We start from the raw sequence: 24,265 nt of genomic DNA on the forward strand, positions 1-24,265 counted from the left end.
ATACTAATTTAAAAAATTTAAGTGATAAAAACTTGCTCTATTAATGGCATGATGGTTTTCTGATTGAAAAGCGGATAATAGTTGATTGGAGTGGAAGGCGGCGACTTCAGCCGGAATAGCAAATGTTTTCTGCACCGAAAGCGAAGCGGCAGGTGCATGAGCGAAAAGACCCTGGACTGAGCGTAGTGAGGGAAGCTGCTGAAGCCATGCAGGCGGAAAGCGTCCGCCTGGAACCGAAATTAACGGGTCCAAAATAAAAATCGACTATATATAAATAAATTCGAATTTGTCTACAGACTGATTGGAGAGAAGTAACTAAGTTACTTCTCTCCAATTTTTTCATAATCCTGTTCTTACCTTTACTATAGTTATAGTGCTAATCACGATCTCACTAGTTATTGAAGGTGCTTCAACGCTTCCCGTTTACTTAACGGAGCAAGATGGGTATTTCCAACAAATTCCTGTACAATTTCTGGATTTGTTTTTGCATACTCTCTTAAGACCCAACCTATTGCTTTTTGAATAAAAAATTCTTTAGAATTACTATGCCGCTCAATCGTTGCAAACAAGAGTGCTTCGTTCGTTTCTTTTTTATATTTTAACTGATGCAAAATAGAAGCTCGGTTTGTCCATATATTGGGAGACTTAGCCCACTCCATCATCACGGTCTCACCCTCACTCCTATTGGATTTTACAATCCTTCCAACAATGTTAGGGCCAATGGAATCCACACTATCCCACCATGATTTATTTTCGATTAGTTTTTGACAAAAAGATAAATCTTTTGTAGTTAGCTTCTTTTGAAAATTGCTTAATAACTCAATAGCCACATAGTGATATTCACGCTCATCTTGCTGATAAAGTGACCATACTTCGTCCTGTAATGATTCTTCTGGTGGAAGCTCTAATTCATTTAGTAGGCTGCGGAAAATCACTCGACGTTCCGGTGTTTTTATACCCAAAAAAGGAAAATGATTTTTCATATATTTCGCCATCGGTAAAGCATTTTCTTCATTGCGATGAGGCTCCATATAACTCTTCACTAGCTCTGTTGTCCATTTATTTTTCATTTAAAATGAAATCCTTTAGTAGCTAGAAATTCTGCCATATGGGAGCGTCTAGGCTTTTCAAGAAATTCTGCCATAGAATTTGTCCAATTCGCTATCTTTTGATTGGATCCCCTACTAGCATAATATTCCTCCATCGTTTGATCGTATTCCTTTAGCAGTATTTCATATTTTGCACTATCATACACATTCTCATGGAGTATAGCTTCAACCGGAAGACGAGGTTTGACCTCATTTTGCTGATCTGGTAATCCTAGAGTAATTGCAAATAGTGGGAATACCCCTTCCGGTAAGTCAAATAATTGACTGATTTTTGTCGGTTCGTTTCGTACTCCACCAATATAACAGATCCCATATCCTTTTGACTCTGCTGCAATGACAAGGTTTTGTGCAAATAATGCTACATCCACTGTTCCGACAAGTACATTTTCTGTTGTATCTACTACAATCTCCGTATTATGTAATTTACCCGCTGCTTGAAGTCTATTAAAATCAGCACACAATAAAAACGCCGCTCCTGCAGTTTCAAATTGCTGTGGATTGCGAGATAATCTACCCAATTCTTCTTTCTTAACTTCATCTGTTATCCATATAACACTATACGCTTGAACAAAATGAGAACTAGCTGCATGCTGAGCAGTTTCGATAAGCTCATAAACCTCTTCTTTCGAAAGTGTATAGTCTTTATATTTTCTTACTGATGCATGACTGCGTAACAGTTTTTCTACCATTAGAATAAACCCCTTTCACTTAAACCTTTATGTATAGTATAGCTGAATCTAACATAAAAAAAACGAATTGGAAAGACTATCAAAGTCTTTCCAATTCGTTTATATTCAATTCTGTAACTGTTTATTTTCTTCTATGGTGAATGCTCTAGATCTTGTTAAAAAGCGCTTACCTTCTACTCCCTCTAATGAAAACATTCCGCCTCGGCCATCCACTACATCAATGATTAATTGTGTATGCTTCCAGTAATCGAATTGGTTTTTATGCATATAGAATGGCGTATCTCCAATATGTCCTAGTAATACATCTTGGTCTCCTACTATAAGATCCCCGTTTGGATAACACATCGGTGAAGAACCATCACAGCATCCTCCCGATTGGTGGAACATTAAAGGACCATGTTTGGCTTTCAATAAATTAATGAGTTCTAGTGCAGCGTCTGTAGCGATTACGCGTTCAACCATCTACACTCACCCTTTCTTATCAAAAGAATCCTAATTTGTTTTCATTGTAGCTTACAAGTAGATTCTTTGTTTGTTGGTAATGACTTAGCATCGTCAAATGATTTTCACGACCAATACCTGACATTTTATATCCACCAAATGCAGCATGCGCTGGATATTGGTGATAGCAGTTTGTCCAAACACGTCCTGCTTGAATTCCACGTCCGAATCGGTAAGCCGTGTTCATATCACGTGTCCAAATACCAGAACCTAATCCATATAATGTATCATTTGCGATTTCCAAAGCTTCCTCTTTTGTTTTAAATGTTGTTACGGATACAACAGGCCCAAAGATTTCCTCTTGGAATATGCGCATATTGTTCGTACCTTTAAATACAGTTGGTTTAATATAATATCCTTCTGCTAGTTCTCCATCTAGCGTATTACGTTCTCCACCAATTAAACATTCTGCTCCTTCTTGCTTTCCAATATCAAGATAGGACAAGATTTTTTCCATCTGCTCTGTTGAAGCTTGCGCTCCCATCATGACGGATGGATCTAGTGGATTCCCTGTTTTAATTGCTTCCACACGTGCAAGTACCCTTTCCATAAATTTATCATAAATAGATTCTTGGATAAGTGCTCGAGAAGGACATGTACATACTTCCCCTTGGTTTAAAGCAAATAGAACGAATCCTTCTACCGCTTTATCTAAAAACGCATCGTCCTGATCCATGATGTCTTCGAAGAATATGTTTGGTGATTTTCCCCCAAGCTCTAAAGTTACAGGGATTAAATTTTGAGAAGCATATTGCATAATTAAACGTCCAGTTGTTGTTTCTCCAGTAAACGCTATTTTACTTATACGCGGACTAGATGCCAGAGGTTTTCCAGCTTCTAAACCAAATCCATTCACAATATTTACAACACCAGGTGGTAATAAATCTCCAATTAGTTCGATAAGTACTAAAATAGATGCAGGTGTTTGTTCAGCAGGTTTTAAGACCACACAGTTGCCTGCCGCAAGTGCTGGTGCAAGCTTCCAAACAGCCATCAATAGCGGAAAGTTCCAAGGGATAATTTGTCCTACCACACCTAGAGGTTCATGGAAGTGATAAGCTACCGTATCGTTGTCAATTTGGCTTAACCCACCTTCTTGAGCACGGATTGCTCCTGCAAAATAACGAAAATGATCTATAGCTAGTGGTAAATCTGCGTTCAGTGTCTCACGAACAGCTTTTCCGTTATCCCATGTTTCTGCAACTGCAAGCATTTCTAAATTTTCTTCTATACGATTTGCAATTTTATTTAAAATATTAGATCGTTCAGCAACGGACGTTTTTCCCCATGCATCTTTTGCTGCATGAGCTGCATCCAAGGCAAACTCAATATCTTCTGAGGTTGAACGAGCAACTTGTGTAAATACTTTACCTGTTATTGGTGTAACATTTTCAAAATATTGACCTTTTACCGGGGGTGTCCACTCGCCATTAATATAGTTTTCATACTTGTCCTTAAATGAAACCTTCGAGCCTTCTGTATTCGGAAATGCATAAACCATTCTGTAATTCCTCCCCTTCTTGATTGTCCTCGCACTACACATATTATGCATAAATATTTTTTGTATGCGTTTTCAAAACTATTTAATAACTAATAGCTTCATATTTATTTTGACAGATAATATTAAATATTTCAATTATTTTAACTATTTACAATAAAATAGACTTGAGGTTTAAATAAGCCCTCAAGTCTATTTGACATCTATTTATTAGTCTCTCTTCTTACTATTGGTGCCACTTCTGTTGCGAGAAGTTCCAAACCTTTTGCTATCGTACTAAATGATTGACCCCCAATATCCATCTGGGCAATGAAACGTTTATGTCCAAATAGTTCATGTTGGATAAGAATTTTTTCAATCACTTGTTGTGAACTTCCTACAAACAATGCAGTTTCAGGACTCGCCATTTGCTCAAAGTCAGCTCGAGACATTCTCGTTCCTATACCTCTCTGCTTATTTACATAAGACCAATAATTAGAGTAATATGGATAAAATTCCTCCTTGGCCTGTTGTGTTTCTTTAGCAATATACGTATGGCCTGTTACTCCAACAGCTAAACTTTCACGCGCATGACCCGCATCTAATCCTGCTTGTAGATACAAGTCTACAAGTGGTTTAAAGTTGCGAGGATTTCCCCCGAGTATAGCAAGAGCCATACCTGTCCCAAGTCTCCCTGCTCTAACTGCACTTTCTGGGGTCCCGCCTACTCCTATCCAAATTGGAAGTTCCTCTTGTATTGGCCTAGGAGAAATCATGGCATTTGTTAGATTTGGACGGAATTTCCCTTGCCAGGTTACTATTTCTTCTCTAGTTAATTGCTGAAGTAATTTAATGTTTTCCTCAAATAAAGCATCATAGTCATTCAAATCATATCCAAAAAGCGGAAAAGACTCTACGAATGCTCCTCTTCCGGCTATAATCTCCGCTCTCCCATTTGAGATTTGATCTAAAGTTGCAAAGTCTTCAAATAAACGAACAGGATCCAATGTACTTAGCACAGAAGTTGCACTTGTTAACTTAATATTTTGTGTTGCTTGGGCAATCGCTGAAAGAATAACAGCTGGAGAGGATATTGCATAATCTAGTCGATGATGTTCTCCTACCCCAAATATATCAAGCCCTGCCTCATCAGCCATTTTTCCAAGTTCTAATATTTCTTTTAGTCGTTGTGATGTGCTTGTAGTTTCTCCAGTGAGCGGATTTGGACCAAGATCACCAAAGGTATAAATACCAATCTCCATCGTTTTACTCTGCTTCTGATACAACTGTAAAACGTTCGTTTACATGTTGAGGATTTTCTATTTCATCTACTACGGCTACAGCATAGTCTGCATAGCTAACATAACTTTCCCCTTTTGCATTTACAATGAAATTGTCTTTCCCTTTTTGGTAAGCACCTGTTCTTTTTCCTTCTGGATTAAAGAATGCAGCAGGGCTAACAAATGTCCATTGAATACCTTCTGATGCTTTTAGGTCTTCTAAGTTTTTTCCTTGGTTTGATGCCGTTGGAAGATATTCTTTAGGGAACTCAGGTGTATCCATCAATTTGAATGATTTAGCTTCATCTACAAACAAGCTTCCAGCTCCACCAACAACTACTAGTTTTGTTTCGGGTGCATTTTTTAATGCACTTATTAATGATTTTCCGGCCTCTACATGTACATGTTCTTGACCCGGAGGAGCACTAATTGCATTGACTACTACATCAAATTGATTCATGTCTTCTCCTGTTAATTCAAAAACATCTTTTTCTAATACGTTTGTATTTTTATCTTCTACTTTAGAAGCATTTCTTACAATTGCAGTTACTTCATGCCCTCTGTCAGCTGCTTCTTTATAAATTAAATTTCCTGCTTTTCCTGTTGCTCCAATTACGCCTATTTTCATTTATATTCCCTCCGAAGATATTATTTTTGTTGTAACCATAAAAGTTACAACTATATCAAAAAAATTGAATGATTATCCAATTTTTTGATTTAACACATTTACAAGCTCTTCCATTGTGACTTCTTTTAACACAGCTTCCATAGCATCTTGTGCACGAAAAAGAATTAATTCGAGTACACCTTGAATATTTGCTCCCACGGGACAATTCGGATTCGGGTTTTCATGCATTTGAAATAATTCTCCCTCATCTACCACGTCTACCGCTCGATACACATCTAATAACGTTATTTCCTGTAACGGTTTTTGAAGGGTTGCTCCACCTAGCCCACGGCGAATATCTATGAGTCCTGCATTTTTTAGCTTACCCATAACTCTTCGAATTACTACTGGATTTGTATTTACACTTTCTGCAATCCACTCTGAAGTACAAATAACATTACGATCATAATTTATGAGAGATAGTATATGAACGGCCACTGTAAATCGACTGCTTATTTTCATGTCTTTTCACCTTCCGATGTAACCATCATAATTACATCACTTTGTATTGTCAAGAAATATAATTATTATACCGTTTTCCTCTTTCACTATGTATAAATATTCTATAAAATAAAATATATATGCTATTTTCAGAAAAGAGGAGATTGAAATTGAGTGACATAGCTAAAAGTGCGAATACCGCCGTCAAGCCTGGCAAATTCCCACATAAAAGTACCCCTAAAAAGGTTTTGTTTGCACGGATGTTGACGATTGCTTTAGGAGCAATATTAATGTCCATTGGTTTGGAACTATTCTTAGTCCCTAACCAGATTTTAGACGGAGGCGTAGTAGGAGTATCCATCATCTTATCTCATCTTACAGGTGTTCGTTTAGGTATCTTTATATTTATTTTGAACATCCCTTTCTTTTTCCTAGGTTATAAACAAATTGGAAAAACCTTCGCATTGTCAACCTTGTTTGGTATTACGGTCTTATCCATTTGTACTTCTTATTTACATAATATTGATGCTATTACTTCTGATTTATTACTTTCTACTGTGTTTGGTGGAATTGTTTTAGGCATGGGTGTTGGTCTTGTCATTCGTAATGGAGGTTCTTTAGATGGCTCGGAAATACTAGCAATTTTATTTAATAAGGCGACCCCATTTTCTGTTGGTGAAATCATCATGATTATTAACTTAGTCATTTTCGCGATCGCTGGTTTTATTTTTACATGGGAACAGGCAATGTACTCATTTTTAGCTTACTTTATCGCATTTAAAACGATTGATATTGTGATTGAAGGATTAGATGAGTCTAAATCTGTCTATATCATCAGTGACCATATAGAGGATATCGGAGACGCAATAATGGATCGCTTAGGGCGTGGTGTAACCTATTTACATGGAGAAGGCGCATATACAGGAGACAATAAAAAGGTAATTTTCACTGTTGTTACGCGACTGGAAGAAGCCAAGCTAAAATCTATTGTAGAAGAATTTGATGAACATGCTTTTCTTGCATTAGGCAATGTTGCTGAAGTTCGCGGTGGAAGATTTAAGAAAAAAGATATTCACTAATAAAAGCACAAGCACCTATGAAGAGGAATACAGTCTAAGTTCGCGACATCGTGTCGCAACGACTGTATGACCCACTTCGTGTGGGCCTCCAAGCAAATGTTCTTCCCTCAATGAAGTCGCTCTTTGACTTCGTTAAGGGAAGGTTATTTGACCTCGAGGGGCTAGGTGCTGGAGCTAGACAGCATAAGAAAAGCACAAGCGCCTATGAAGAGGAATACAGTCTAAGTTCGCGACATCGTGGTGCTCCTGCGCAAAGCTCGTCGCAAAATAAAAGAACATTTCGCAACGACTGTATGACCCACTTCGTGTGGGCCTCCAAGCAAATGTTCTTCCCTCAATGAAGTCGCTCTTTGACTTCGTTAAGGGAAGGTTATTTGACCTCGAGGGGTTAGGTGCTGGAGCTAGACAGCATAAGAAAAGCACAAGCGCCTATGAGCGACATAGGAACGACTCATCCTGCGGAGGCTCATGGGCAAGCGCACATCCGCATTACCCTCTCCAAGTTGCTGAAACACATTTTATAGACTACTATAAAAATAAAACCGATTCCATTATCTTGGAATCGGTTTTTAACTTATACAATAGAATTTACTTTTTCTAGCATCGTTCCATTTTCCGCTAGGTTCGTATGGAATGAAAATGCTTTTTCCAATACATGAGGAGTTTGTCCGCCTCTTGTTAGTGCTTCCTCATAATAATTTCTTAATTGTTCTTTATACATTGGATGTACACAATTTTCAATTATTAACTTTGCACGTTCTCTAGGTGCTAGTCCTCGAAGATCCGCGTAGCCCTGCTCCGTCACTACTACATCCACATCATGCTCTGTATGATCGACATGGGATGCGAAAGGAACAACACTAGAAATATTGCCACCTTTTGCAGTAGATTTCGTAACAAAAATGGCTATACGTGCATTACGAGCAAAATCTCCAGAACCACCAATACCATTCATCATTTTTGTTCCAGAAACATGCGTAGAGTTTACGTTTCCGTAAATATCAAATTCAAGCGCCGTGTTAATAGCTATTAAACCGAGTCGACGAATGATTTCCGGATGGTTAGTAATTTCCTGTGGTCTCAACACAAGTTGGTTTCGATACTTTTCTAGATTTCCATAAACTTGCTCCATTTTTTCTGCTGACAGTGTGATCGAGCAAGCGGACGCGAAATTGACTTTTCCAGCATCCATTAACTCAAAAACGGAGTCTTGTAGTACTTCCGAATAAACTTGCAGATCCTCAAACTCAGAGTCAATCATTCCATGTAAAACGGCATTTGCAACAGAGCCTATTCCAGCTTGAATTGGTGCCAGTTTTTTTGTAAGTCTACCTACCTTAACCTCTTCACGCAAAAATTCCATTAAATGATTAGCCATTTCTTGTGTTTCTTGATCTGGTGGCACAATAGTAGAGGGTGAATCTTTATGGTTTGTGAACACAATTCCTTTAATTTTTGAAGAATCAAAAGGAATTCCAATTGTCCCAATTCGGTCCTCTGCTTTTTTAAGAGGAATTGGCTCTCTTTTTCCTTGCTCTGCTGGTTCATATAAATCATGTAGTCCTTCTAACAATTCGGAATGCTCCATGTTTATTTCCACAATAATATTTTTTGCTTGTGACACAAATGTTAAGGAGTTACCTACAGAGGTAGTCGGGATAATCATACCGTCGGCAGTGATTGAAACCGCTTCCACAATAGCAAAATCAATTGAAGGCAATACGCTTGAACGTATCATTTCTGCAGTATGAGATAAATGCTGATCAACAAATAAATGATTCGCATTATTAATATTTTTTCTCATCGTCGCATCTGCTTGGAACGGTAAACGCTTATTTATAATACCAGCTTCGGACAGTAATTTATCTAAATCAGAGCCTAACGATGCTCCCGTAAAAATATTTACTTTAAATTTTTCGTTTTTTCCTCGTTCTACTAAAGCAAATGGAACCGCTTTCGCATCACCTGCACGTGTAAATCCGCTTAACCCCAATGTCATCCCATCTTGAATCCATAATGCAGCTTCATCTGCTCCAACTACAAGACTATGTAAACTACTATCTTTAATTCGCTCAAGATTATTTACCACAAATTTCATCTCCTTCGAAAAAATACACTTAAATAAATCTTATCGTGTATTTGTCACAATTTCGAAAAAACTTGTTAAATTTTATTATTAGATGAATGAAACAGAAAATAACTATACCGAAACAGAACAATTTAAATTTTCATTTTATTTTTTCTTCTTTTTAATTTATTTCAAGCAAAAAAACGCTTGAATAATAGGACAACATCCCCTTATTCAAACGTTTTAATTTAGAATCCTAATAACTTTCGAAAGTAGCTCGAGTAGGATTGACTCACAGAAATTTTTTCTTCATTATCCATCGCTAGCACAAAAGTAGAATGTGTATCTGGATAAATTTCTTTTATATGATGTACATTTACAATAAAAGATCGATGACACCGAATGAACATTTCTCTCGGTAGCCTATATTCAAAGTCTTGCAGAGAACTAGTATGCGTTCCAGATAAATTTTTCGTTACAATGTACGTTTTACGATCTCTCGCCTCTAGATACAATAAATCTGAAAAAGGTATAGGAATCCAACCATCTGGCGTTTTTATCGTAATTACAGATTTTCCTTCTGTGAATGAAGGGTATATCGCTAAAACACAGCCTTCCAATTGCCCTTTAAACTCAAAAGGAACCGCCATTCCATGATAGGGTACACCAAAAACTTCGCGATCAATAAATTCGGAAGCTTTTTGCTTAGTATGTATAGCTTTATATGCAATTGTACCCTCCTTGACAGGGTCTCCTGGGGAAATTTTTAGATCGATTCTTTTGCTTGGTCGATAATATATATATTTCTCCGTATTAGAAACTGCTATAGAAATTTCATCAGAAAATAACTCCCCAATTACATCTAAAAGCGCCTTAATGGATAGATCTTTCATCCTACCCCCTCCTTCCTCATTACTTTACTGACAGACAACTATTTCACGAGAAAACTGCTGTTTCTTTGTTATACAACGGTCTGTTATTTGAAAGCCCACCGTTTTTAATCGTTCGTCCATGGACTCGATTGTGACGATGACTACCTTTTTTGCAATTCTTCTTGCATGCTTTAAAATCTCAAACTGCTCGTCCCATGATGCATGGGTATATAAATTATAGGGCAAATCAATAATAGCCACATCATAGGTTTCCGTAATATCTTCTATTGCCCCTTTTTGCACATCTCCGGTTAAACCAAAGTATGCGATATTTTCCCTGGAACCAACACAAACGAGAGGGTTTATATCTCTTCCAACAATATCGATACCCATAGATAGTGCTTCTACAAGAACCGTTCCAATTCCACAACAAGGATCAATTGCTCGAATACCTTCTGGGTGAGGAACTGCAATATTTGCAACAGCTCGAGCAACACGAGTGCTTAAAGCTGTAGAATATTCTTTTGGTTTTTTCATATGATGAAACCAGATAGGTTCACTTTTGAGATATAATCCAAAATACCAGCGTCCACCGAATGGGACGATTGCATACAACTGATCGGGATTATGAAGATCAAAGTCACCTTGCATCTCACTACCTATAACCCGTTCGATTTGAAGACGTTCTTTATTTTCAATTTTATCTTGCCCTTGGCGATCGTTAATTTTTAAAAATATTACTTTGTTTGTTTCTTCTTCCGAACCAAATGCAGAAGCTTGAGCAATGATTTCTTCTACTACATCACCATCTGCTAGTATATCTAATCTTCCCTTCATAAAAGGACTTCTATTCGGATCAATTTTTATATCACTTTTCAATATTTTTAACTCAGTATCTTTACCAAAAAAAGAGCGCATCTCCAAATGACATAGAGAGCGTTCTGCATCATTGTATGCATATGTATAAATGAATGCCGGTTGTCGGCCAATGTTCGTCAATTTATTCCCTCCAATGTTATTCCTATTATAACACGCATAATCTTATATGCTAAAACTGAATATCTATTCAATTGTAAAAGAAATATAATGACAGTAAGTTTCAGAATTTTATTGAAAATCGGGGGATGGGAAATGAAATTTGATGTGATAGTAATAGGAGCAGGATTAGCTGGCTTAGTTGCAACGGCAGAACTTGCCGATGCCGGAAAAAAGGTTTTACTTCTGGATCAAGAACCAGAAAACTCAATTGGAGGACAGGCTTGGTGGTCTTTCGGTGGGTTATTTTTAGTGAACTCACCAGAGCAAAAAAGACTTGGTATAAAAGATTCAGTTGAATTGGCTTGGCAAGATTGGCTCGGAACCGCTGGGTTTGATAGAGATGACGATGAAGACTTTTGGGCAAAGAAATGGGCAGAAGCTTATGTTCGCTTTGCAGCAGGCGAAAAAAGAGAATGGTTGCATAAACAAGGAGTTCGTTTTTTTCCTGTTGTCGGTTGGGCAGAACGCGGCGGATATCTTGCCGAAGGACATGGTAACTCAGTCCCTAGATTCCATATTGTTTGGGGAACAGGTCCAGGAATTGTAAAACCCTTTGAAACTCGCATACGATCAGCTATTACAAAAGGACTTGTAGAATATAAACCCCGTCATCAAGTAGATGAACTAATCATAGAAAACGGGCGAGTTATTGGAACACGTGGATTTGTACTTGTTCCAAGCAATGCAAACCGAGGGGAAGCAACTTCACGTGAGATAAAAGGAGATTTTGAATACTTTGCCCACGCAGTAATGGTAACAAGTGGTGGAATAGGTGCTAACCATGAATTAGTTCGTGAAAACTGGCCGGCGCGACTTGGTAACCCTCCTAAGAATATGATTTCAGGTGTACCAGAGCATGTAGATGGACGAATGATTGGTATTTCACAAAAGGCAGGTGGACGCCTTGTTAATAAAGACAGAATGTGGCATTACACGGAAGGCATCAAAAATTGGAATCCTATTTGGAAAGACCATGGAATACGAATTCTTCCAGGACCATCTTCTATTTGGATAGATGCAAAGGGACAACGTTTCCCAGCACCAAACTTCCCAGGCTTCGATACACTTGGAACATTAGAAGCTATTCAAAAAACAGGATTTGATTATTCTTGGTTTATCTTAACAGAAAAAATCATAGAAAAAGAATTTGCACTTTCTGGATCCGAACAGAACCCAGACTTAACCGGAAAAAGTATAAAAGAAGTGTTAAAAAGAGTTCTCCCTGGCCCGACTGCTCCAGTAAAAGCATTTATGGACAAGGGAGAAGATTTCGTCATTGCAAATAATTTAGCAGACCTTGTGAATGGTATGAATAAAATTACAAAAAGTAATCTATTAAACTTAGAAATAATTCAAAGACAAATTGAGGCACGAGATCGAGAAATAGAAAATAGATTTACGAAGGATCTTCAAATTACAGCTCTTAGAGGTGCCCGAAATTATATCGGAGATAAGTTAATACGCGTAGCTCCACCCCACAAAATTCTTGATCCGAAAAACGGGCCTTTAATTGCTGTTCGTTTGAATATAGTTACCCGCAAAACGCTTGGTGGTCTTCAAACAGATTTATCTGGTCGAGTTTTAACTGCTTCAGGAAACCCTCTCCCTGGTCTTTATGCAGCAGGTGAAGTTACTGGCTTTGGCGGTGGAGGAGTACATGGCTACCGGTCACTGGAAGGTACTTTTTTAGGTGGGTGTATTTTTACTGGTAGAGAAACTGGCCGTGCAATAGCGAAAGAACTTTATAGTAATTAGTTTCCAATAATTGGATTTTCTTTTCATTTGTAAACGCTATCACTTGATTGTATAATAAATCTGTAATTAAGATATTTTAACGTTAAAATAATTTTAGGAGGCAATACAAATGGCTAGATTAGAAGAAAAAGTTGCAATTATTACAGGTGCTGGATCTGGTATGGGTCGTGAAGAAGCATTATTATTCGCTAGTGAAGGCGCCAAAGTTGTAGCAACAGATATTAACGAAGCAGCAGTTCAAGAAGTAGTAGCAGAGATTAAGGAAGCTGGCGGTGAAGCAATTGCTGTAGCGCATAATGTCACTTCAGAGGAAGATTGGAATAAAGTTTACGAAGAAACGATTAATACATTTGGTAAATTAGATGTTCTAGTAAACAACGCTGGAATTAGCCAACGTCCTACTATGGAAGAGCTAACAATAGAACAATGGGATCAAATTATGAATATTAACGTAAAGAGCATATTTTTAGGCACTAAATTAGGTTTACCTCATTTCCGAGCTAATGGAGGCGGGTCTATCGTGAATATCTCATCAATCGCTGGTTTAAAAGGTAGCTCAGGGGCCGGTGCTTACACTTCTTCAAAAGGAGCAGTTCGCATGTTAACAAAAGCCTGTGCAGTTGACTATGGAAAAGACAATATCCGTGTAAACTCAGTCCACCCTGGCTTTATTGTAACTCCAATGAGTAAAGCGTATATGGAAGACGAAAAAATGAGTCAATGGTTCTTGTCACAAACCGCGCTTCCACGTGTTGGCCAATCTGTAGAAGTTGCAGAAGCTGTACTGTTCTTAGCGTCTGATGCATCTTCATACATCACTGGTGTTGAACTACCTGTTGATGGTGGTGTAACAGCGAAATAATTATTAATACAATATAAACTCTTAAAAAGAGTGCAACAGCCGATCCCTTTTTAACAAGGGATCGGCTGTTTCTAAAAGATTATAAATCAATTGAAAATCTTTCTTTTAGTGCGTTTTTACCTTTAGGCGTTACTTTTATCGCTCGAGTTTTAGGCAAACGTTGAATCCAATTTAAATCTAACAGTTTTTCTAAAAGAGCATTTCCTAATGCTCCAGCAAGATGGTGACGTCTTTCACTCCAATCTAAACATTTATGTGAAAATGAACGACGCTTATTCTTCACTTCTTCCAGATCAATTTGAAAAGCTGTAAAGAACTCCTTTCCCTTTTCTGTAACAGTGAAGCATTTCTCTTCCTCACAAAGAATTCCTTCTCTAATTAAAGCCTGAGTTAACTTTACACCTAATGCCCCTGCCAGATGATCATAACAAGTCCTTGCAGAACGTATTGCTTTATTCTGTAAATCTTGATTTAAGGACTTTACTTTAATTGGAGGAGCTATTGATAATAAGGATTCCATAACCCGAGCAACTTCCTGATTTTGAATTCCATAGTATCGATGTCTTCCATACTTTTCAACAGCGACCACGTTTGCATCGACCATTTTTTTTAAATGAAAACTCGCAGTTTGTGGTTTGACTCCAGCCATATAGGCTAATTCACTTGCAGGATGAAATCTACCATCTAATAATGCTGTTAAGATCGCTGCACGCGAAGCTTCACTTACAAGAGTTGCAACTATTGCTACATTAGGATCTGCATTCAATTTAATTTCCTCCTATGTAATCCATACTTCGATAATAATGGATATGTTTATATTTTACACTAAGTGAGAAAGAACTTTTTAATAGGAGGAAAATTTCAGATGAAAAAAACGATACAGATAACCCCAAAAACCGAAATTATTAAACCAAATATTTTATACTATGGAACACCTGTTATTTTACTAAATACGTGGAATGAGGATGAATCGGTAAATATAAGTCCTATTTCATCCTCATGGGTATTAGGAGATTGTATTGTTCTAGGAATCGGTCTTGGCGGAAAAGCGATTGAAAATTTAGAGCGACACCCTGAATGTGTGATCAATGTACCTAATCCTACATTATGGGAAAACGTCGAAAAATTAGCGCCTTTCACAGGTAAAAATCCTGTTCCAATTAATAAAAAAGAGAATGGATTTACATATGCTAAAGATAAATATAACGTTAGCGAGTTAACTCCTATTGATTCTTTATCGGTAAAACCATCCAGAATTATGGAATGTCCTTTGCAAATAGAAGCAAGTGTTAGAAACATTAGAATTCCTGATTATTCTCCTAACTTTGCAATCGTTGAGACACAAGCTATACATATTCATGCCCATAAAGAGATTATTATTGGAGAGAATCATATCGATCCAAATAAGTGGAGTCCACTTATTTATAATTTCCGTCACTATTTTGGACTAGGAAACGAACTTGGGAAAACCTTTCGATCTGAAACATAAAAATACTGCAATAATCGTGCATGTAAAAACCGATTTCTCTTAAAAGGGAAATCGGTTTTCGTTTTCTCTATAACTTTGTCTAGTTATAGAGAGCTAACATAATGCACCTTACTCAATAATTAAAACGACTTTCTAATGTTTTTATTATTTGATACAGCATTTGGTTGACGGGTGTTTCTATGTTAAAACGATGCCCAAGTTCCATCATCTTCTCTGAAAACATCGCTACTTCTGTAAATCTTCTAGCTTCTATATCTTGCAACATAGATGGCTTTCCTTCCTCACTTAAGGAGCTAATAATTGTATCGAAAAATACATCGATATCCCCTTCTTTTAATGAGATGTTTTGCAGTTGAGCTAGCTGAACAACTTCCATCATTGCTGCTTTCGCCAGCTCTCTTGCATAAGGTATCTTTTGAAACACTCCATAGGTAGCTCCTGTTACTGCTGAAGTTTGATTGATTCCCACATTAATCATGAATTTGTACCAAAGAACTTGCTCCATATTAGCTGGTATATCGTTTGGGATTTGTGCACGTTCAAAGCATTCTCTTATGGCTATTAACTTTTCTGAAATTGTTTCATTCTGTTTTTTACCAAAAGAGATTTTCCCAGGATTAGAACAGAAAATCGACGTTCCTTCTCTTGTTGCATCTATACCATTACTAATTGCGTATACAACCTTATCCTCTCCGTACACCTCTGCAATTTCTTCTTCACTTGTTATGCCATTTAGTAAGGACATAATAACTGTGTTTTTACCTACTTGATTGCGAATATCTTCAATAGCTCTCGGTAAATGGCTATACTTTACAGATACAATAATAAGATCGGCTTCCTCTGTTTTTTCGTTTGGGGTAATATAAGCAAATGGCAGCCTTTCCCCATTTACAAAAATTCCTTCTGATTCGTAACGAGATTTTCTGTCAGAATCGACCAATACACGAACATTTAGATCACTTACTCGCTGCAATAGATTGCCATAAACACTACCTATTGCTCCTAGTCCTATAATTGTTATATTTTTTATAACAGTCATAACTTTACTCCTTTCAGTTACTTAAATAATTGTATATTGCCTCCCCAATTTCAGAGAGGATTCTCTTGGACACCAAATCATCTTCCTCCTCCGATAAAACAGTAGCTATTAGTTTTCTTTCACCGACAAAAAAGATACCAACATCATGACGAGTACCAGGGATCCAACCTGTTTTATGAGCTAACTCCCAAGCAGTCATTCCATTATTAAAATTGGAATAAGGAGAAGGTAGCTTTTCTGGCAAACAATCTTTTATTTGTTGCTTTTTCATTATATTAATCATTTGTTCACTAGCTTTAGCACTTACTAATTCTCCTATAGCCATCTGTTTTAAGAGCTTAGCTATATCATTAGCGGAAATTTGATTAAAACCTTTTGGATTCGGATTGTTCATCATTAATTTATTGTAAAAAGTACTTTTCTCCATCCCTACTTCATTCATCGACTGCACAACACTATCAATTCCAACAAGGTCTATCAGTATATTCGTTGCTGTATTATCGCTTTGAATGATCATTAGCATCATTATATCTTGAATGGAAAGTGCTGTACCCGTCGTAAAGTGTTGAAGAATTCCGGAACCACCTACATAGTCTTCTTCTTTTAGAACAATTTGATCTGAAAGAGAAAATTCCCTACGTTCAACAGCGTTAAAAACTGCGGCCATTATAGGAACTTTTATAACACTTGCTGCGTAAAAGAGCTCATCTCCATTTAGTTCCCATTTTTCTCCTAAGCTCAAATCCTCTAAAACAATAGCCCATGTACCTTTTGACTGGTCAATCAAATCTTGGATTCTACTAACAAGTGTTTTCACTCTATCTCTCCTTATCCTATTTTCTCTTTTTATTATAGACTATTGTAGTCTAAAAATAGGATATATTTTGAATAGTTCATATATCAAAATAAAAACGCGCCGAATTAACACACTCGGCACGCTTTTGTCGTCATAACTCTTGATAATCCCTTTGATATTTCCCTCCATCTTTTACCTCTGAATGATACAAAGCTTTTAAAGCAAAACTTTTTTCTAAGTCATGCTCTTTCATGACCTCTTTCAAACGTTTTGAAAGCTCCGTACTATGTTTCACCAACTGCTCCATCTTTGATTTAGAATACTGCATAGTTGTTACCTCCTCACCCTACTTCAATTGTCCCTTCAGTATAGCACTATAAAAAAATTTCAGTACAAATTTTAGATGGCACCTTTTTTATTCAATTAACATAAAGTACTTTGACAAAATAAAAATCAAATGTTAACCTATTGAATAAAAGTTTCCTTAAGGAAAAATATTAGTTCGAATGAAAATATTAAATTTTTTTATTCTAAAAGTTTCCTTAAGGAAATAAAATGGAGTAAAGGAAAGAGGAGTGGTTATTTTGAAAAAGTGGATATTAATAATTTTTTCTGCTGTTTTATTTATTGCCGGATGCAGCAACAAAAGCAATGACAACATAGGAAATGAGCAAAAGCCCTTGGTCGTTACGACTACAGGACAAATTGCAGATGCTGTAAGGGAAATAGCAGGAGATCACGTCATAGTAAAGTCGTTGATGGGTCCTGGAGTCGACCCCCATCTTTACAAGGCAACACAAGGTGACTTACAAACCTTAGAAGAAGCCGACATCATTTTTTATAACGGTTTAGAACTAGAAGGGAAAATGAGCGATATTTTTGAAAAAATGAAAGAAGAAAAAACTGTTCATGCAATTGGAGATGCTATTCCGAAGAACCAAATTTTACGTAACGAACTACATCCTGAACTCTCTGACCCACATATTTGGTTCGATATTGAAGTTTGGCAACAAGCAGTTAAAGAGGTTACTAAAACTCTTGTCGCAGAAATACCCGATAACCAAGATGAATTTTTAAAAAATGAAGAAGTATACTTCCAAAAATTAAACGATTTATCTAAATGGTCTGACCAACGTATTAGTGAAATCCCTAAAGAACAACGAGTGCTTGTTACTGCCCATGATGCATTTAACTACTTTGGAAGAAGTCATGGAATGGAAGTAAGAGGTTTACAGGGCTTGAGCACTGATTCTGAATATGGCTTGAAGGATATTCAAAACATTGTAGATTTTCTTGTTGATCAAAATATTAAAGTCGTTTTTATCGAATCAAGTGTTTCTGACAAAGCAATGAAAGCAGTTATTGAAGGGGCAAAGGAAAAAGGTCACTCCATACAAATTGGTGGCGAGCTTTTCTCTGATGCAATGGGTGCTGAAGGAACCGAAGAAGGTACTTATATTGGAATGTACAAACATAATGTCAATACGATTGTCGATTCCCTAAAATAGGAGTGAGCAAAATGAACGCATTACAAGTAAATAATTTATCGGTAGCCTATGAAGAGAAAATTGTATTAAAAGATGTAAATTTAAAGATTCCAATTGGTCGACTAACTGGCATTATTGGACCAAATGGTGCTGGAAAATCAACACTTATCAAGGCTATATTAAACCAATTACCAAATAAAAAAGGTTCTGTTCATATTTTAGAACGTGCCCTAAATCCGAAGGAACTTATAGTTGGATATGTACCACAAAGAAATGCTGTTGACTGGGATTTTCCAACCACTGCATTAGACGTAGTGTTAATGGGGCGCTACGGACATATTGGTATGATCAGAAAACCCTCTTCAAAAGATAAGAGAATTGCGATCGACTGCCTAAAAAACGTTGGGATGGATCCATTTGCTGATAGATCAATCGGTCAACTATCCGGAGGACAGCAGCAACGTGTATTTTTAGCTCGTGCACTAGCCCAACAAGCGGATGTTTACTTTATGGATGAACCATTTGTAGGGGTTGATGCTGCAACAGAGCGAACAATAATAGCTATTTTAAAAGATTTAAAATCTCAAGGGAAATCCGTATTTGTTGTTCATCATGACCTGCAAACAGCTCCTGACTACTTTGACTGGATTGTTTTATTAAATCAAACACTTGTTGCATCAGGTCCAACAGAACAAACTTTTACAAAAGAGAATTTGCAGGATGCCTATGGTGGAAAATTGTTTTTTATGGATCAGAGAGGTGATTAAACAATGATAACCGGAAACTTACTTTGGGTACTTGCAGGAGCCATTTTACTTGGAATTGCAGCTGGTTTAAATGGAACCTTCGCCTTTCTTCAAAAACAAAGTTTAGTTGGTGATGCAGCAGCGCATGCGGCACTTCCTGGAATCGCTATCGCCTATTTGATTCTTCAACAAAAGGATTTACCTATTCTTATGTTAGGTGCCGCTATTACTTCTGCAATAGCTGTTTATACGATTCAATGGATTGTAAGTCAATCCAAGTTAAAAGCAGATGCTGCTATAGGGCTTGTACTATCTGTGTTTTTTGGTATTGGTATTGTGCTAATTACACTTGTAAATCAGAGCGGTGCCGGGAACCAAAGTGGATTGAATGATTTTATTTTTGGAAAGGCTGCAACGCTGGCAAAAAGTGATTTAATATGGTTGTCTGGAAGTGCCATGTTAATCATATTCATGTGCTTGTTATTCTTTAAAGAATGGAAGTTAATGATTTTTGATCCTGTGTTTGCAAAGGGTATCGGCTTGCCTGTTGAACGTTTACGAATTTTACTAACAGCACTCACTGTGCTAACTATTGTGACTGGTATACAAGCCGTTGGAGTCATTCTAATGGCAGCAATGCTCATTATACCTGCTGCCGCTGCTAGATTTTGGTCTAGTCATCTAGGAATTATCCTCGTGACAAGCGCTTTCTTTGGTGCTCTATCAGGTGCATTAGGAACATTGATCAGCTCTTTGCGAACAGGTTTATCGACTGGCCCAATCATTGTTTTAAGTGCTTCCCTTCTATTTTTAATTTCTTATTTTTTCGCACCAACAAGAGGACTACTCTCTAAATCCCGTAAAAAGAAAGCATTTAAACAACCTACAATAGCTCGGGAGGCGATGGAAAATGAATGAGTTTTGGGTGCTACTAACAGGAGCAATGGTTGGTATTACATGTGGATTAACGGGTGTTTTTTTAATCTTACGCAAAACTGCCATGATTGCAGACGCTATTAGCCACACAGTGTTATTTGGCATTGTGGTTGCATTTATGATCACTCAATCACTAAATGGATTTTGGATGCTGCTCGGTGCAGCCATTGCAGGTCTACTAACCACTTATCTCGTGCAAGTTCTACAATCTGGAGGATTACAAGAAGATGCTGCAATAGGGGTCGTATTTACATCTTTATTTGCATTAGGGGTTTTGTTTATAACCTTGTTTGCTGGAAACGTCCACTTAGATGTGGAACACGTATTAATGGGAGAAATTGCATTTGTTCCATGGGATACTTGGAGCATATTAGGTTTTACAATGCCTAAAGCTGTCTGGATGCTATCTATTGTACTTGTATTAAATGTATTATTTCTCGTACTTTTTTACAAAGAGATTAAACTTTCAACATTTGATCCAGTTTTCGCTTTGTCTATCGGCCTACCGATTATCGTCATGCATTATTCTTACATGACGCTCGTTTCCTTAACAACCGTAGCAGCTTTTGATAGCGTTGGGGCAGTTCTTGTTGTAGCAATGCTAATTGGACCTGCTGCGACTGCCTATTTGATAAGTAAAAGTGTTCGGTCCATGATTTTTTGGAGCATGACTTTTGGAGTTACCGCAGCAATAACAGGCTACTATCTTGCAAAATTATGGAACACATCTATTGCAGGAATGATGGCGGCAATGATAGGCATAATATTTATGCTTGTGTTCTTATTCATGCCACATGATGGAATTGTATGGAAAATGATTACCCGTTTGAAGCTGGATGCTTCTAAAAGTGTCTTATAAGAAAAAATCGCAACCGCGCCAATAAAGACCTGTTTCAAACGTTTCCAGAGTGCTTTAGACAGACTTTGGCTACATCATTACAGTGTGAATTTTTGGAGGGGAGGGTCGTGACTAGCGTCACGATCCCTCCCCTCTTTTTTGGTAATCCTGTGGCAGTCGTCTATCCGCCGCCCTCCTGCAAACTCTTGGAAACTTGGTACCACTGTTTTGAATAATTAAAGAGTGGATACTTTCCTATTCGAATTGTAAGCTCCCGAAGATGGAATTTCGGGAGCTTCTTGATACTCTATCAGTTAGATTCTTAATTATTTATAGCGTAACTGTCTCTTATAAGGGATGTCTCCAAGGTATGTGTCCCATGCACGCGCAAAGAATAAGAACTGTAAAGGTTAGGAAGCGACTCATCCTTCTTGTTCGGAGCGTGTGGCAAGCGCACATCCGTGTTCAATTAGTTGCAAATAACACAACGTGACCCTCAGCTCTTTCCTAAATCGTTTGCTATAATATAAGCATTCATTAGAAATGAACTGAGGTGACACTATGCATAAAACCATTGGAATTCTTGCACACGTGGATGCCGGGAAAACAACTTTTTCTGAGCAACTGCTTTATCATACGAAGACAATTAGACAAAGAGGCCGTGTCGATCATCAAGATTCCTTCCTCGACAGTCATTCTATAGAAAAAAATAGAGGAATTACTATTTTTGCAGATCAAGGTATCTTTTCCTATAATGATTCTACTTATTACATCATTGATACTCCAGGGCATGTCGACTTCTCCCCTGAAATGGAGCGGGCTATACAAGTAATGGACTATGCAATAATCTTGATTAGTGCAGTGGATGGAGTAGAAGGTCATACCGAAACAGTTTGGCAGCTACTTCGTAAACACCAAGTGCCTACCTTTTTCTTTGTAAACAAAACAGACTATGAAGGAACAGATTCGGCAAGTGTTTTAGAGGAGATACGCGCTAACTTATCTGGAGATGTTTGTAACTTAACAACTTTATTTGATGAAGAGTTAATAGAATTTATCGCAGAGCGCGATGAAGAGCTTTTAGATAAATACATGGACACTGGTTTCGAGCAAGAACTATGGTTAAACAAAATGAAAACAATGATTAAAGAAAATAAAATCTTTGCATGTGCTAGCGGTTCTGCATTAAAGGACATAGGGGTTTTCGAATTTTTGGATAAGCTCGATTTATTAACAGAGACTTCTTATAACTCGCTAAAAAATTTTGAGGCTAAAGTATATAAAATTCGCCATGATGAAAGTGGAAACAGAGTCACTTTCCTAAAACTATTAAGTGGAAAACTAAAAGTACGAGATGAAGTGAAATATGGGCAAAAAACAGAAAAGATAACTCAAATTAGAGTGTACAGTGGAAATAAGTTTCAAACGGTTGATCAAGCAACCGCTGGTGAACTAGTTGCTGTAACCGGATTAACAACCGCTTCGATTGGAGATGGAATTGGAGATAACCAGGAGAAAGTAACATTTGATATGGTTCCAACACTGAAATCCAAAGTTCTATTTGATTCGTCTATCCATGTCAAAGAGGTATTGCGTTCCTTTAAGTTATTAGACACAGAGGATCCCTCTTTACGAGTTTATTGGGATGAACACTTCCAGGAGATTCACGTACATGTTATGGGGGTAATTCAGCTGGAAGTACTCGAACAAATCGTCCAAGAACGCTTTCATTTTCAAGTTTCTTTTGGGGAACCTAGAATTCTTTACAAAGAAACTATTAACGCCCCAGTACGAGGTTATGGACACTTTGAGCCGTTAAAACATTACGCAGAGGTCCATCTATTAATCGAACCTACAACACGAAATAGAGGCGTTTCTTTTGATAATGTATGCCATGCAAATGATCTATCCATCGGTAATCAAAATCTTGTAAAACATCATCTACTGGAACGTCATCATCATGGGTTATTAACAGGTTCCGCATTAACGGACGTTAAAATAACTTTACTTACTGGCCGTGGACATAATGAACATACTCATGGCGGAGACTTCAGAGAAGCGACATACCGAGCACTTCGTCAAGGTTTAGAAAAAGCAGAAAATATCCTTCTTGAACCATTTTATGACTATAAAATAAAAGTCGATATGGATCTGATTGGTCGTGTATTGTCGGATATTCAACAAGCTCACGGGACTTTTGAATCCCCCGAGAATACTGGAGACAAAGTAATTATTAAAGGTCGAGTACCTGTGGCTACGTTCATGAATTATAGTACGACTATCGCTTCTTTTACACATGGGAAAGGAACGCTTAGCTTACTATTTGGGGGATATGATCGTTGTCATAATGCTGAAGAAGTAATTAATAGTATTGGTTATAATAAAGATGCAGATCCGGAATATACTTCGACTTCTATTTTCTGTGCGAAGGGGACAGGATATAAAGTGCCATGGTATGAAGCTGAACAAGCTATGCACTGTTTATAATTTATAACCTAAGGAGGAACTAACGATGATTGCAACTATTCAAAAGGAAAAAGAAATCTATACCGCACGTTATGATCGTCATTTCCACCATTCAGTAAAAGATGTTTGGTCTATGCTCACTAACAATGAGAAGTTACAAAAATGGTTCTTGGAACTAGAAGTAGTGGATTTACGTAAAGGTGGTTTGATTAAGTTTGATATGCAAGACGGTACCTATATCGACATGAAGATTTTAGATTATGAACAATTTAAGGTTTTAGCTTTTGAATGGGATGCGGATATCGCAAGATTTGAATTATCACCAGAATCAGAAGGATGCCATTTAGTTTTTACAGAAACACTCTCCTCCTTTACAGAGCAAACAATAAAAGATTTAGCAGGTTGGCATGTTTGTCTAGATGTCATTGAAGCCTTATTAGATGGTAATACAATCGACTCAAGAGAAAATGAATGGAAAGAATGGTATGTGAAATATAAAGAACTTCTAGGTGAACGGATAAAATAATTGTCTACCGTATTCCGAAGCTCACCGCTCGCTTTCCTGCAGTAGTCGAGCGGACGCTTCCTTTTACACCAGTATGAAAGAAATCCTCATTCTATTAAGGAACT

The 24,265-nt window shown here is 37.4% G+C and carries 24 protein-coding genes; 10 read left to right on the top strand and 14 right to left on the bottom strand.

All coding sequences use genetic code 11. The features are described 5' to 3' along the window. Nucleotides 1-395: 395 nt before the first annotated feature. From P2Q73_RS13135 to P2Q73_RS13165, 7 genes are all read right to left on the bottom strand, one after another. Nucleotides 396-1,070 (bottom strand): DNA alkylation repair protein, encoded by a 675-nt coding sequence (locus P2Q73_RS13135; protein ID WP_275787945.1) that lies wholly within the window; start codon nt 1,068-1,070, stop codon nt 396-398. Next, on the bottom strand, nt 1,067-1,798 hold the full coding sequence (locus P2Q73_RS13140) for an NADPH-dependent oxidoreductase (RefSeq protein WP_053591246.1): 732 nt from the start codon (nt 1,796-1,798) through the stop codon (nt 1,067-1,069). The genes P2Q73_RS13135 and P2Q73_RS13140 overlap by 4 nt, the downstream gene beginning before the upstream one ends. A 105-nt stretch (nt 1,799-1,903) precedes the next feature. Then, nucleotides 1,904-2,260 (bottom strand): DUF779 domain-containing protein, encoded by a 357-nt coding sequence (locus tag P2Q73_RS13145; protein WP_275787947.1) that lies wholly within the window; start codon nt 2,258-2,260, stop codon nt 1,904-1,906. 19 nt (nt 2,261-2,279) lie between these two features. Next, nucleotides 2,280-3,800 carry an aldehyde dehydrogenase gene (gene adh / locus P2Q73_RS13150; RefSeq protein WP_056831285.1) on the bottom strand — a complete coding sequence of 507 codons (1,521 nt, stop codon included), beginning with the start codon at nt 3,798-3,800 and terminating at the stop codon, nt 2,280-2,282. A 200-nt stretch (nt 3,801-4,000) separates the two neighbouring features. Next, nucleotides 4,001-5,038 carry an LLM class flavin-dependent oxidoreductase gene (locus P2Q73_RS13155; protein ID WP_275787950.1) on the bottom strand — a complete coding sequence of 346 codons (1,038 nt, stop codon included), beginning with the start codon at nt 5,036-5,038 and terminating at the stop codon, nt 4,001-4,003. Nucleotides 5,039-5,042: 4 nt separating this feature from the next. Continuing rightward, nucleotides 5,043-5,684, bottom strand: coding sequence for an NAD(P)-dependent oxidoreductase (locus P2Q73_RS13160; RefSeq protein WP_275787953.1), 642 nt, complete (start codon nt 5,682-5,684; stop codon nt 5,043-5,045). 72 nt (nt 5,685-5,756) lie between these two features. Further along, nucleotides 5,757-6,185 carry an Rrf2 family transcriptional regulator gene (locus P2Q73_RS13165; protein WP_053591241.1) on the bottom strand — a complete coding sequence of 143 codons (429 nt, stop codon included), beginning with the start codon at nt 6,183-6,185 and terminating at the stop codon, nt 5,757-5,759. Nucleotides 6,186-6,424: 239 nt separating this feature from the next. On the opposite strand from P2Q73_RS13165, the gene P2Q73_RS13170 reads away from it, so the two are divergent. Beyond that, nucleotides 6,425-7,243 carry a YitT family protein gene (locus P2Q73_RS13170; protein WP_231687585.1) on the top strand — a complete coding sequence of 273 codons (819 nt, stop codon included), beginning with the start codon at nt 6,425-6,427 and terminating at the stop codon, nt 7,241-7,243. 574 nt (nt 7,244-7,817) lie between these two features. On the opposite strand, the gene P2Q73_RS13175 is transcribed toward P2Q73_RS13170, so the two are convergent. From P2Q73_RS13175 to P2Q73_RS13185, 3 genes are all read right to left on the bottom strand, one after another. Beyond that, nucleotides 7,818-9,332 (bottom strand): acetyl-CoA hydrolase/transferase family protein, encoded by a 1,515-nt coding sequence (locus P2Q73_RS13175; protein ID WP_275787956.1) that lies wholly within the window; start codon nt 9,330-9,332, stop codon nt 7,818-7,820. A 227-nt stretch (nt 9,333-9,559) separates the two neighbouring features. Continuing rightward, the gene (locus P2Q73_RS13180) at nt 9,560-10,204 is read right to left on the bottom strand and encodes a LytTR family DNA-binding domain-containing protein (protein ID WP_275787959.1); all 645 of its coding nucleotides are present in this window, start codon (nt 10,202-10,204) and stop codon (nt 9,560-9,562) included. A gap of 24 nt (nt 10,205-10,228) precedes the next feature. Next, complete coding sequence (locus tag P2Q73_RS13185) at nt 10,229-11,182, bottom strand: TRM11 family SAM-dependent methyltransferase (protein WP_275787961.1); 954 nt, start codon at nt 11,180-11,182, stop codon at nt 10,229-10,231. Nucleotides 11,183-11,314: 132 nt separating this feature from the next. Between P2Q73_RS13185 and P2Q73_RS13190 the strand changes: the two genes are divergently transcribed. Together P2Q73_RS13190 and P2Q73_RS13195 are read left to right on the top strand one after the other, a co-directional pair. Then, nucleotides 11,315-12,976 (top strand): FAD-binding dehydrogenase, encoded by a 1,662-nt coding sequence (locus P2Q73_RS13190; RefSeq protein WP_275787964.1) that lies wholly within the window; start codon nt 11,315-11,317, stop codon nt 12,974-12,976. A 109-nt stretch (nt 12,977-13,085) separates the two neighbouring features. Then, nucleotides 13,086-13,838, top strand: coding sequence for an SDR family NAD(P)-dependent oxidoreductase (locus tag P2Q73_RS13195; RefSeq protein ID WP_056831299.1), 753 nt, complete (start codon nt 13,086-13,088; stop codon nt 13,836-13,838). 79 nt (nt 13,839-13,917) lie between these two features. Here the strand turns inward: P2Q73_RS13195 and P2Q73_RS13200 are convergent, their stop codons facing one another. Further along, on the bottom strand, nt 13,918-14,604 hold the full coding sequence (locus P2Q73_RS13200) for an ArsR/SmtB family transcription factor (protein WP_275787967.1): 687 nt from the start codon (nt 14,602-14,604) through the stop codon (nt 13,918-13,920). 99 nt (nt 14,605-14,703) lie between these two features. Between P2Q73_RS13200 and P2Q73_RS13205 the strand changes: the two genes are divergently transcribed. Beyond that, entirely contained in the window at nt 14,704-15,327 is a 624-nt protein-coding gene (locus P2Q73_RS13205) for a flavin reductase family protein (protein WP_275787970.1), read from the top strand. 112 nt (nt 15,328-15,439) lie between these two features. Here the strand turns inward: P2Q73_RS13205 and P2Q73_RS13210 are convergent, their stop codons facing one another. The 3 genes from P2Q73_RS13210 to P2Q73_RS13220 form a co-directional block, all read right to left on the bottom strand. Then, the gene (locus P2Q73_RS13210) at nt 15,440-16,366 is read right to left on the bottom strand and encodes a ketopantoate reductase family protein (RefSeq protein ID WP_275787973.1); all 927 of its coding nucleotides are present in this window, start codon (nt 16,364-16,366) and stop codon (nt 15,440-15,442) included. 13 nt (nt 16,367-16,379) lie between these two features. Continuing rightward, entirely contained in the window at nt 16,380-17,183 is an 804-nt protein-coding gene (locus tag P2Q73_RS13215; RefSeq protein WP_056831307.1) for a serine hydrolase, read from the bottom strand. Between the two features lie 130 nt (nt 17,184-17,313). Beyond that, nucleotides 17,314-17,490 (bottom strand): hypothetical protein, encoded by a 177-nt coding sequence (locus P2Q73_RS13220; protein WP_172794371.1) that lies wholly within the window; start codon nt 17,488-17,490, stop codon nt 17,314-17,316. Nucleotides 17,491-17,746: 256 nt separating this feature from the next. Between P2Q73_RS13220 and P2Q73_RS13225 the strand changes: the two genes are divergently transcribed. The 6 genes from P2Q73_RS13225 (at nt 17,747) to P2Q73_RS13250 (ending at nt 24,161) form a co-directional block, all read left to right on the top strand. Continuing rightward, on the top strand, nt 17,747-18,670 hold the full coding sequence (locus P2Q73_RS13225) for a metal ABC transporter solute-binding protein, Zn/Mn family (protein WP_275787977.1): 924 nt from the start codon (nt 17,747-17,749) through the stop codon (nt 18,668-18,670). Between the two features lie 11 nt (nt 18,671-18,681). After that, complete coding sequence (locus tag P2Q73_RS13230; RefSeq protein WP_275787980.1) at nt 18,682-19,416, top strand: metal ABC transporter ATP-binding protein; 735 nt, start codon at nt 18,682-18,684, stop codon at nt 19,414-19,416. Nucleotides 19,417-19,419: 3 nt separating this feature from the next. Then, the gene (locus P2Q73_RS13235) at nt 19,420-20,313 is read left to right on the top strand and encodes a metal ABC transporter permease (protein ID WP_056831311.1); all 894 of its coding nucleotides are present in this window, start codon (nt 19,420-19,422) and stop codon (nt 20,311-20,313) included. Beyond that, nucleotides 20,306-21,190, top strand: coding sequence for a metal ABC transporter permease (locus P2Q73_RS13240; protein WP_056831313.1), 885 nt, complete (start codon nt 20,306-20,308; stop codon nt 21,188-21,190). Before P2Q73_RS13235 ends, P2Q73_RS13240 begins: the two co-directional genes overlap by 8 nt. Before the next feature lie 540 nt (nt 21,191-21,730). After that, nucleotides 21,731-23,656, top strand: coding sequence for a GTP-binding protein (locus P2Q73_RS13245; RefSeq protein WP_275787985.1), 1,926 nt, complete (start codon nt 21,731-21,733; stop codon nt 23,654-23,656). Nucleotides 23,657-23,681: 25 nt separating this feature from the next. Next, a complete protein-coding gene (locus P2Q73_RS13250; RefSeq protein ID WP_275787989.1) occupies nt 23,682-24,161 on the top strand; it encodes an SRPBCC family protein in 480 nt (159 codons plus the stop codon). Nucleotides 24,162-24,265 lie beyond the last annotated feature (104 nt).

Source organism: Bacillus sp. Cr_A10 (assembly GCF_029222665.1).
Lineage (GTDB): Bacteria > Bacillota > Bacilli > Bacillales_A > Planococcaceae > Psychrobacillus.

Bases quoted from the DNA above. Each gene is read 5' to 3' on its own strand.
- P2Q73_RS13235 (WP_056831311.1), top strand. From the start codon at position 19,420: ATGATAACCGGAAACTTACTTTGGGTACTTGCAGGAGCCATTTTACTT.
- P2Q73_RS13160 (WP_275787953.1), bottom strand. From the start codon at position 5,684: ATGAAAATAGGCGTAATTGGAGCAACAGGAAAAGCAGGAAATTTAATT.
- P2Q73_RS13245 (WP_275787985.1), top strand. From the start codon at position 21,731: ATGCATAAAACCATTGGAATTCTTGCACACGTGGATGCCGGGAAAACA.
- P2Q73_RS13170 (WP_231687585.1), top strand. From the start codon at position 6,425: ATGTTGACGATTGCTTTAGGAGCAATATTAATGTCCATTGGTTTGGAA.
- P2Q73_RS13145 (WP_275787947.1), bottom strand. From the start codon at position 2,260: ATGGTTGAACGCGTAATCGCTACAGACGCTGCACTAGAACTCATTAAT.
- P2Q73_RS13210 (WP_275787973.1), bottom strand. From the start codon at position 16,366: ATGACTGTTATAAAAAATATAACAATTATAGGACTAGGAGCAATAGGT.
- P2Q73_RS13250 (WP_275787989.1), top strand. From the start codon at position 23,682: ATGATTGCAACTATTCAAAAGGAAAAAGAAATCTATACCGCACGTTAT.
- P2Q73_RS13195 (WP_056831299.1), top strand. From the start codon at position 13,086: ATGGCTAGATTAGAAGAAAAAGTTGCAATTATTACAGGTGCTGGATCT.
- P2Q73_RS13140 (WP_053591246.1), bottom strand. From the start codon at position 1,798: ATGGTAGAAAAACTGTTACGCAGTCATGCATCAGTAAGAAAATATAAA.
- P2Q73_RS13230 (WP_275787980.1), top strand. From the start codon at position 18,682: ATGAACGCATTACAAGTAAATAATTTATCGGTAGCCTATGAAGAGAAA.
- P2Q73_RS13240 (WP_056831313.1), top strand. From the start codon at position 20,306: ATGAATGAGTTTTGGGTGCTACTAACAGGAGCAATGGTTGGTATTACA.
- P2Q73_RS13155 (WP_275787950.1), bottom strand. From the start codon at position 5,038: ATGGAGATTGGTATTTATACCTTTGGTGATCTTGGTCCAAATCCGCTC.
- P2Q73_RS13205 (WP_275787970.1), top strand. From the start codon at position 14,704: ATGAAAAAAACGATACAGATAACCCCAAAAACCGAAATTATTAAACCA.
- P2Q73_RS13180 (WP_275787959.1), bottom strand. From the start codon at position 10,204: ATGAAAGATCTATCCATTAAGGCGCTTTTAGATGTAATTGGGGAGTTA.
- P2Q73_RS13220 (WP_172794371.1), bottom strand. From the start codon at position 17,490: ATGCAGTATTCTAAATCAAAGATGGAGCAGTTGGTGAAACATAGTACG.
- adh (WP_056831285.1), bottom strand. From the start codon at position 3,800: ATGGTTTATGCATTTCCGAATACAGAAGGCTCGAAGGTTTCATTTAAG.
- P2Q73_RS13165 (WP_053591241.1), bottom strand. From the start codon at position 6,185: ATGAAAATAAGCAGTCGATTTACAGTGGCCGTTCATATACTATCTCTC.
- P2Q73_RS13190 (WP_275787964.1), top strand. From the start codon at position 11,315: ATGAAATTTGATGTGATAGTAATAGGAGCAGGATTAGCTGGCTTAGTT.
- P2Q73_RS13135 (WP_275787945.1), bottom strand. From the start codon at position 1,070: ATGAAAAATAAATGGACAACAGAGCTAGTGAAGAGTTATATGGAGCCT.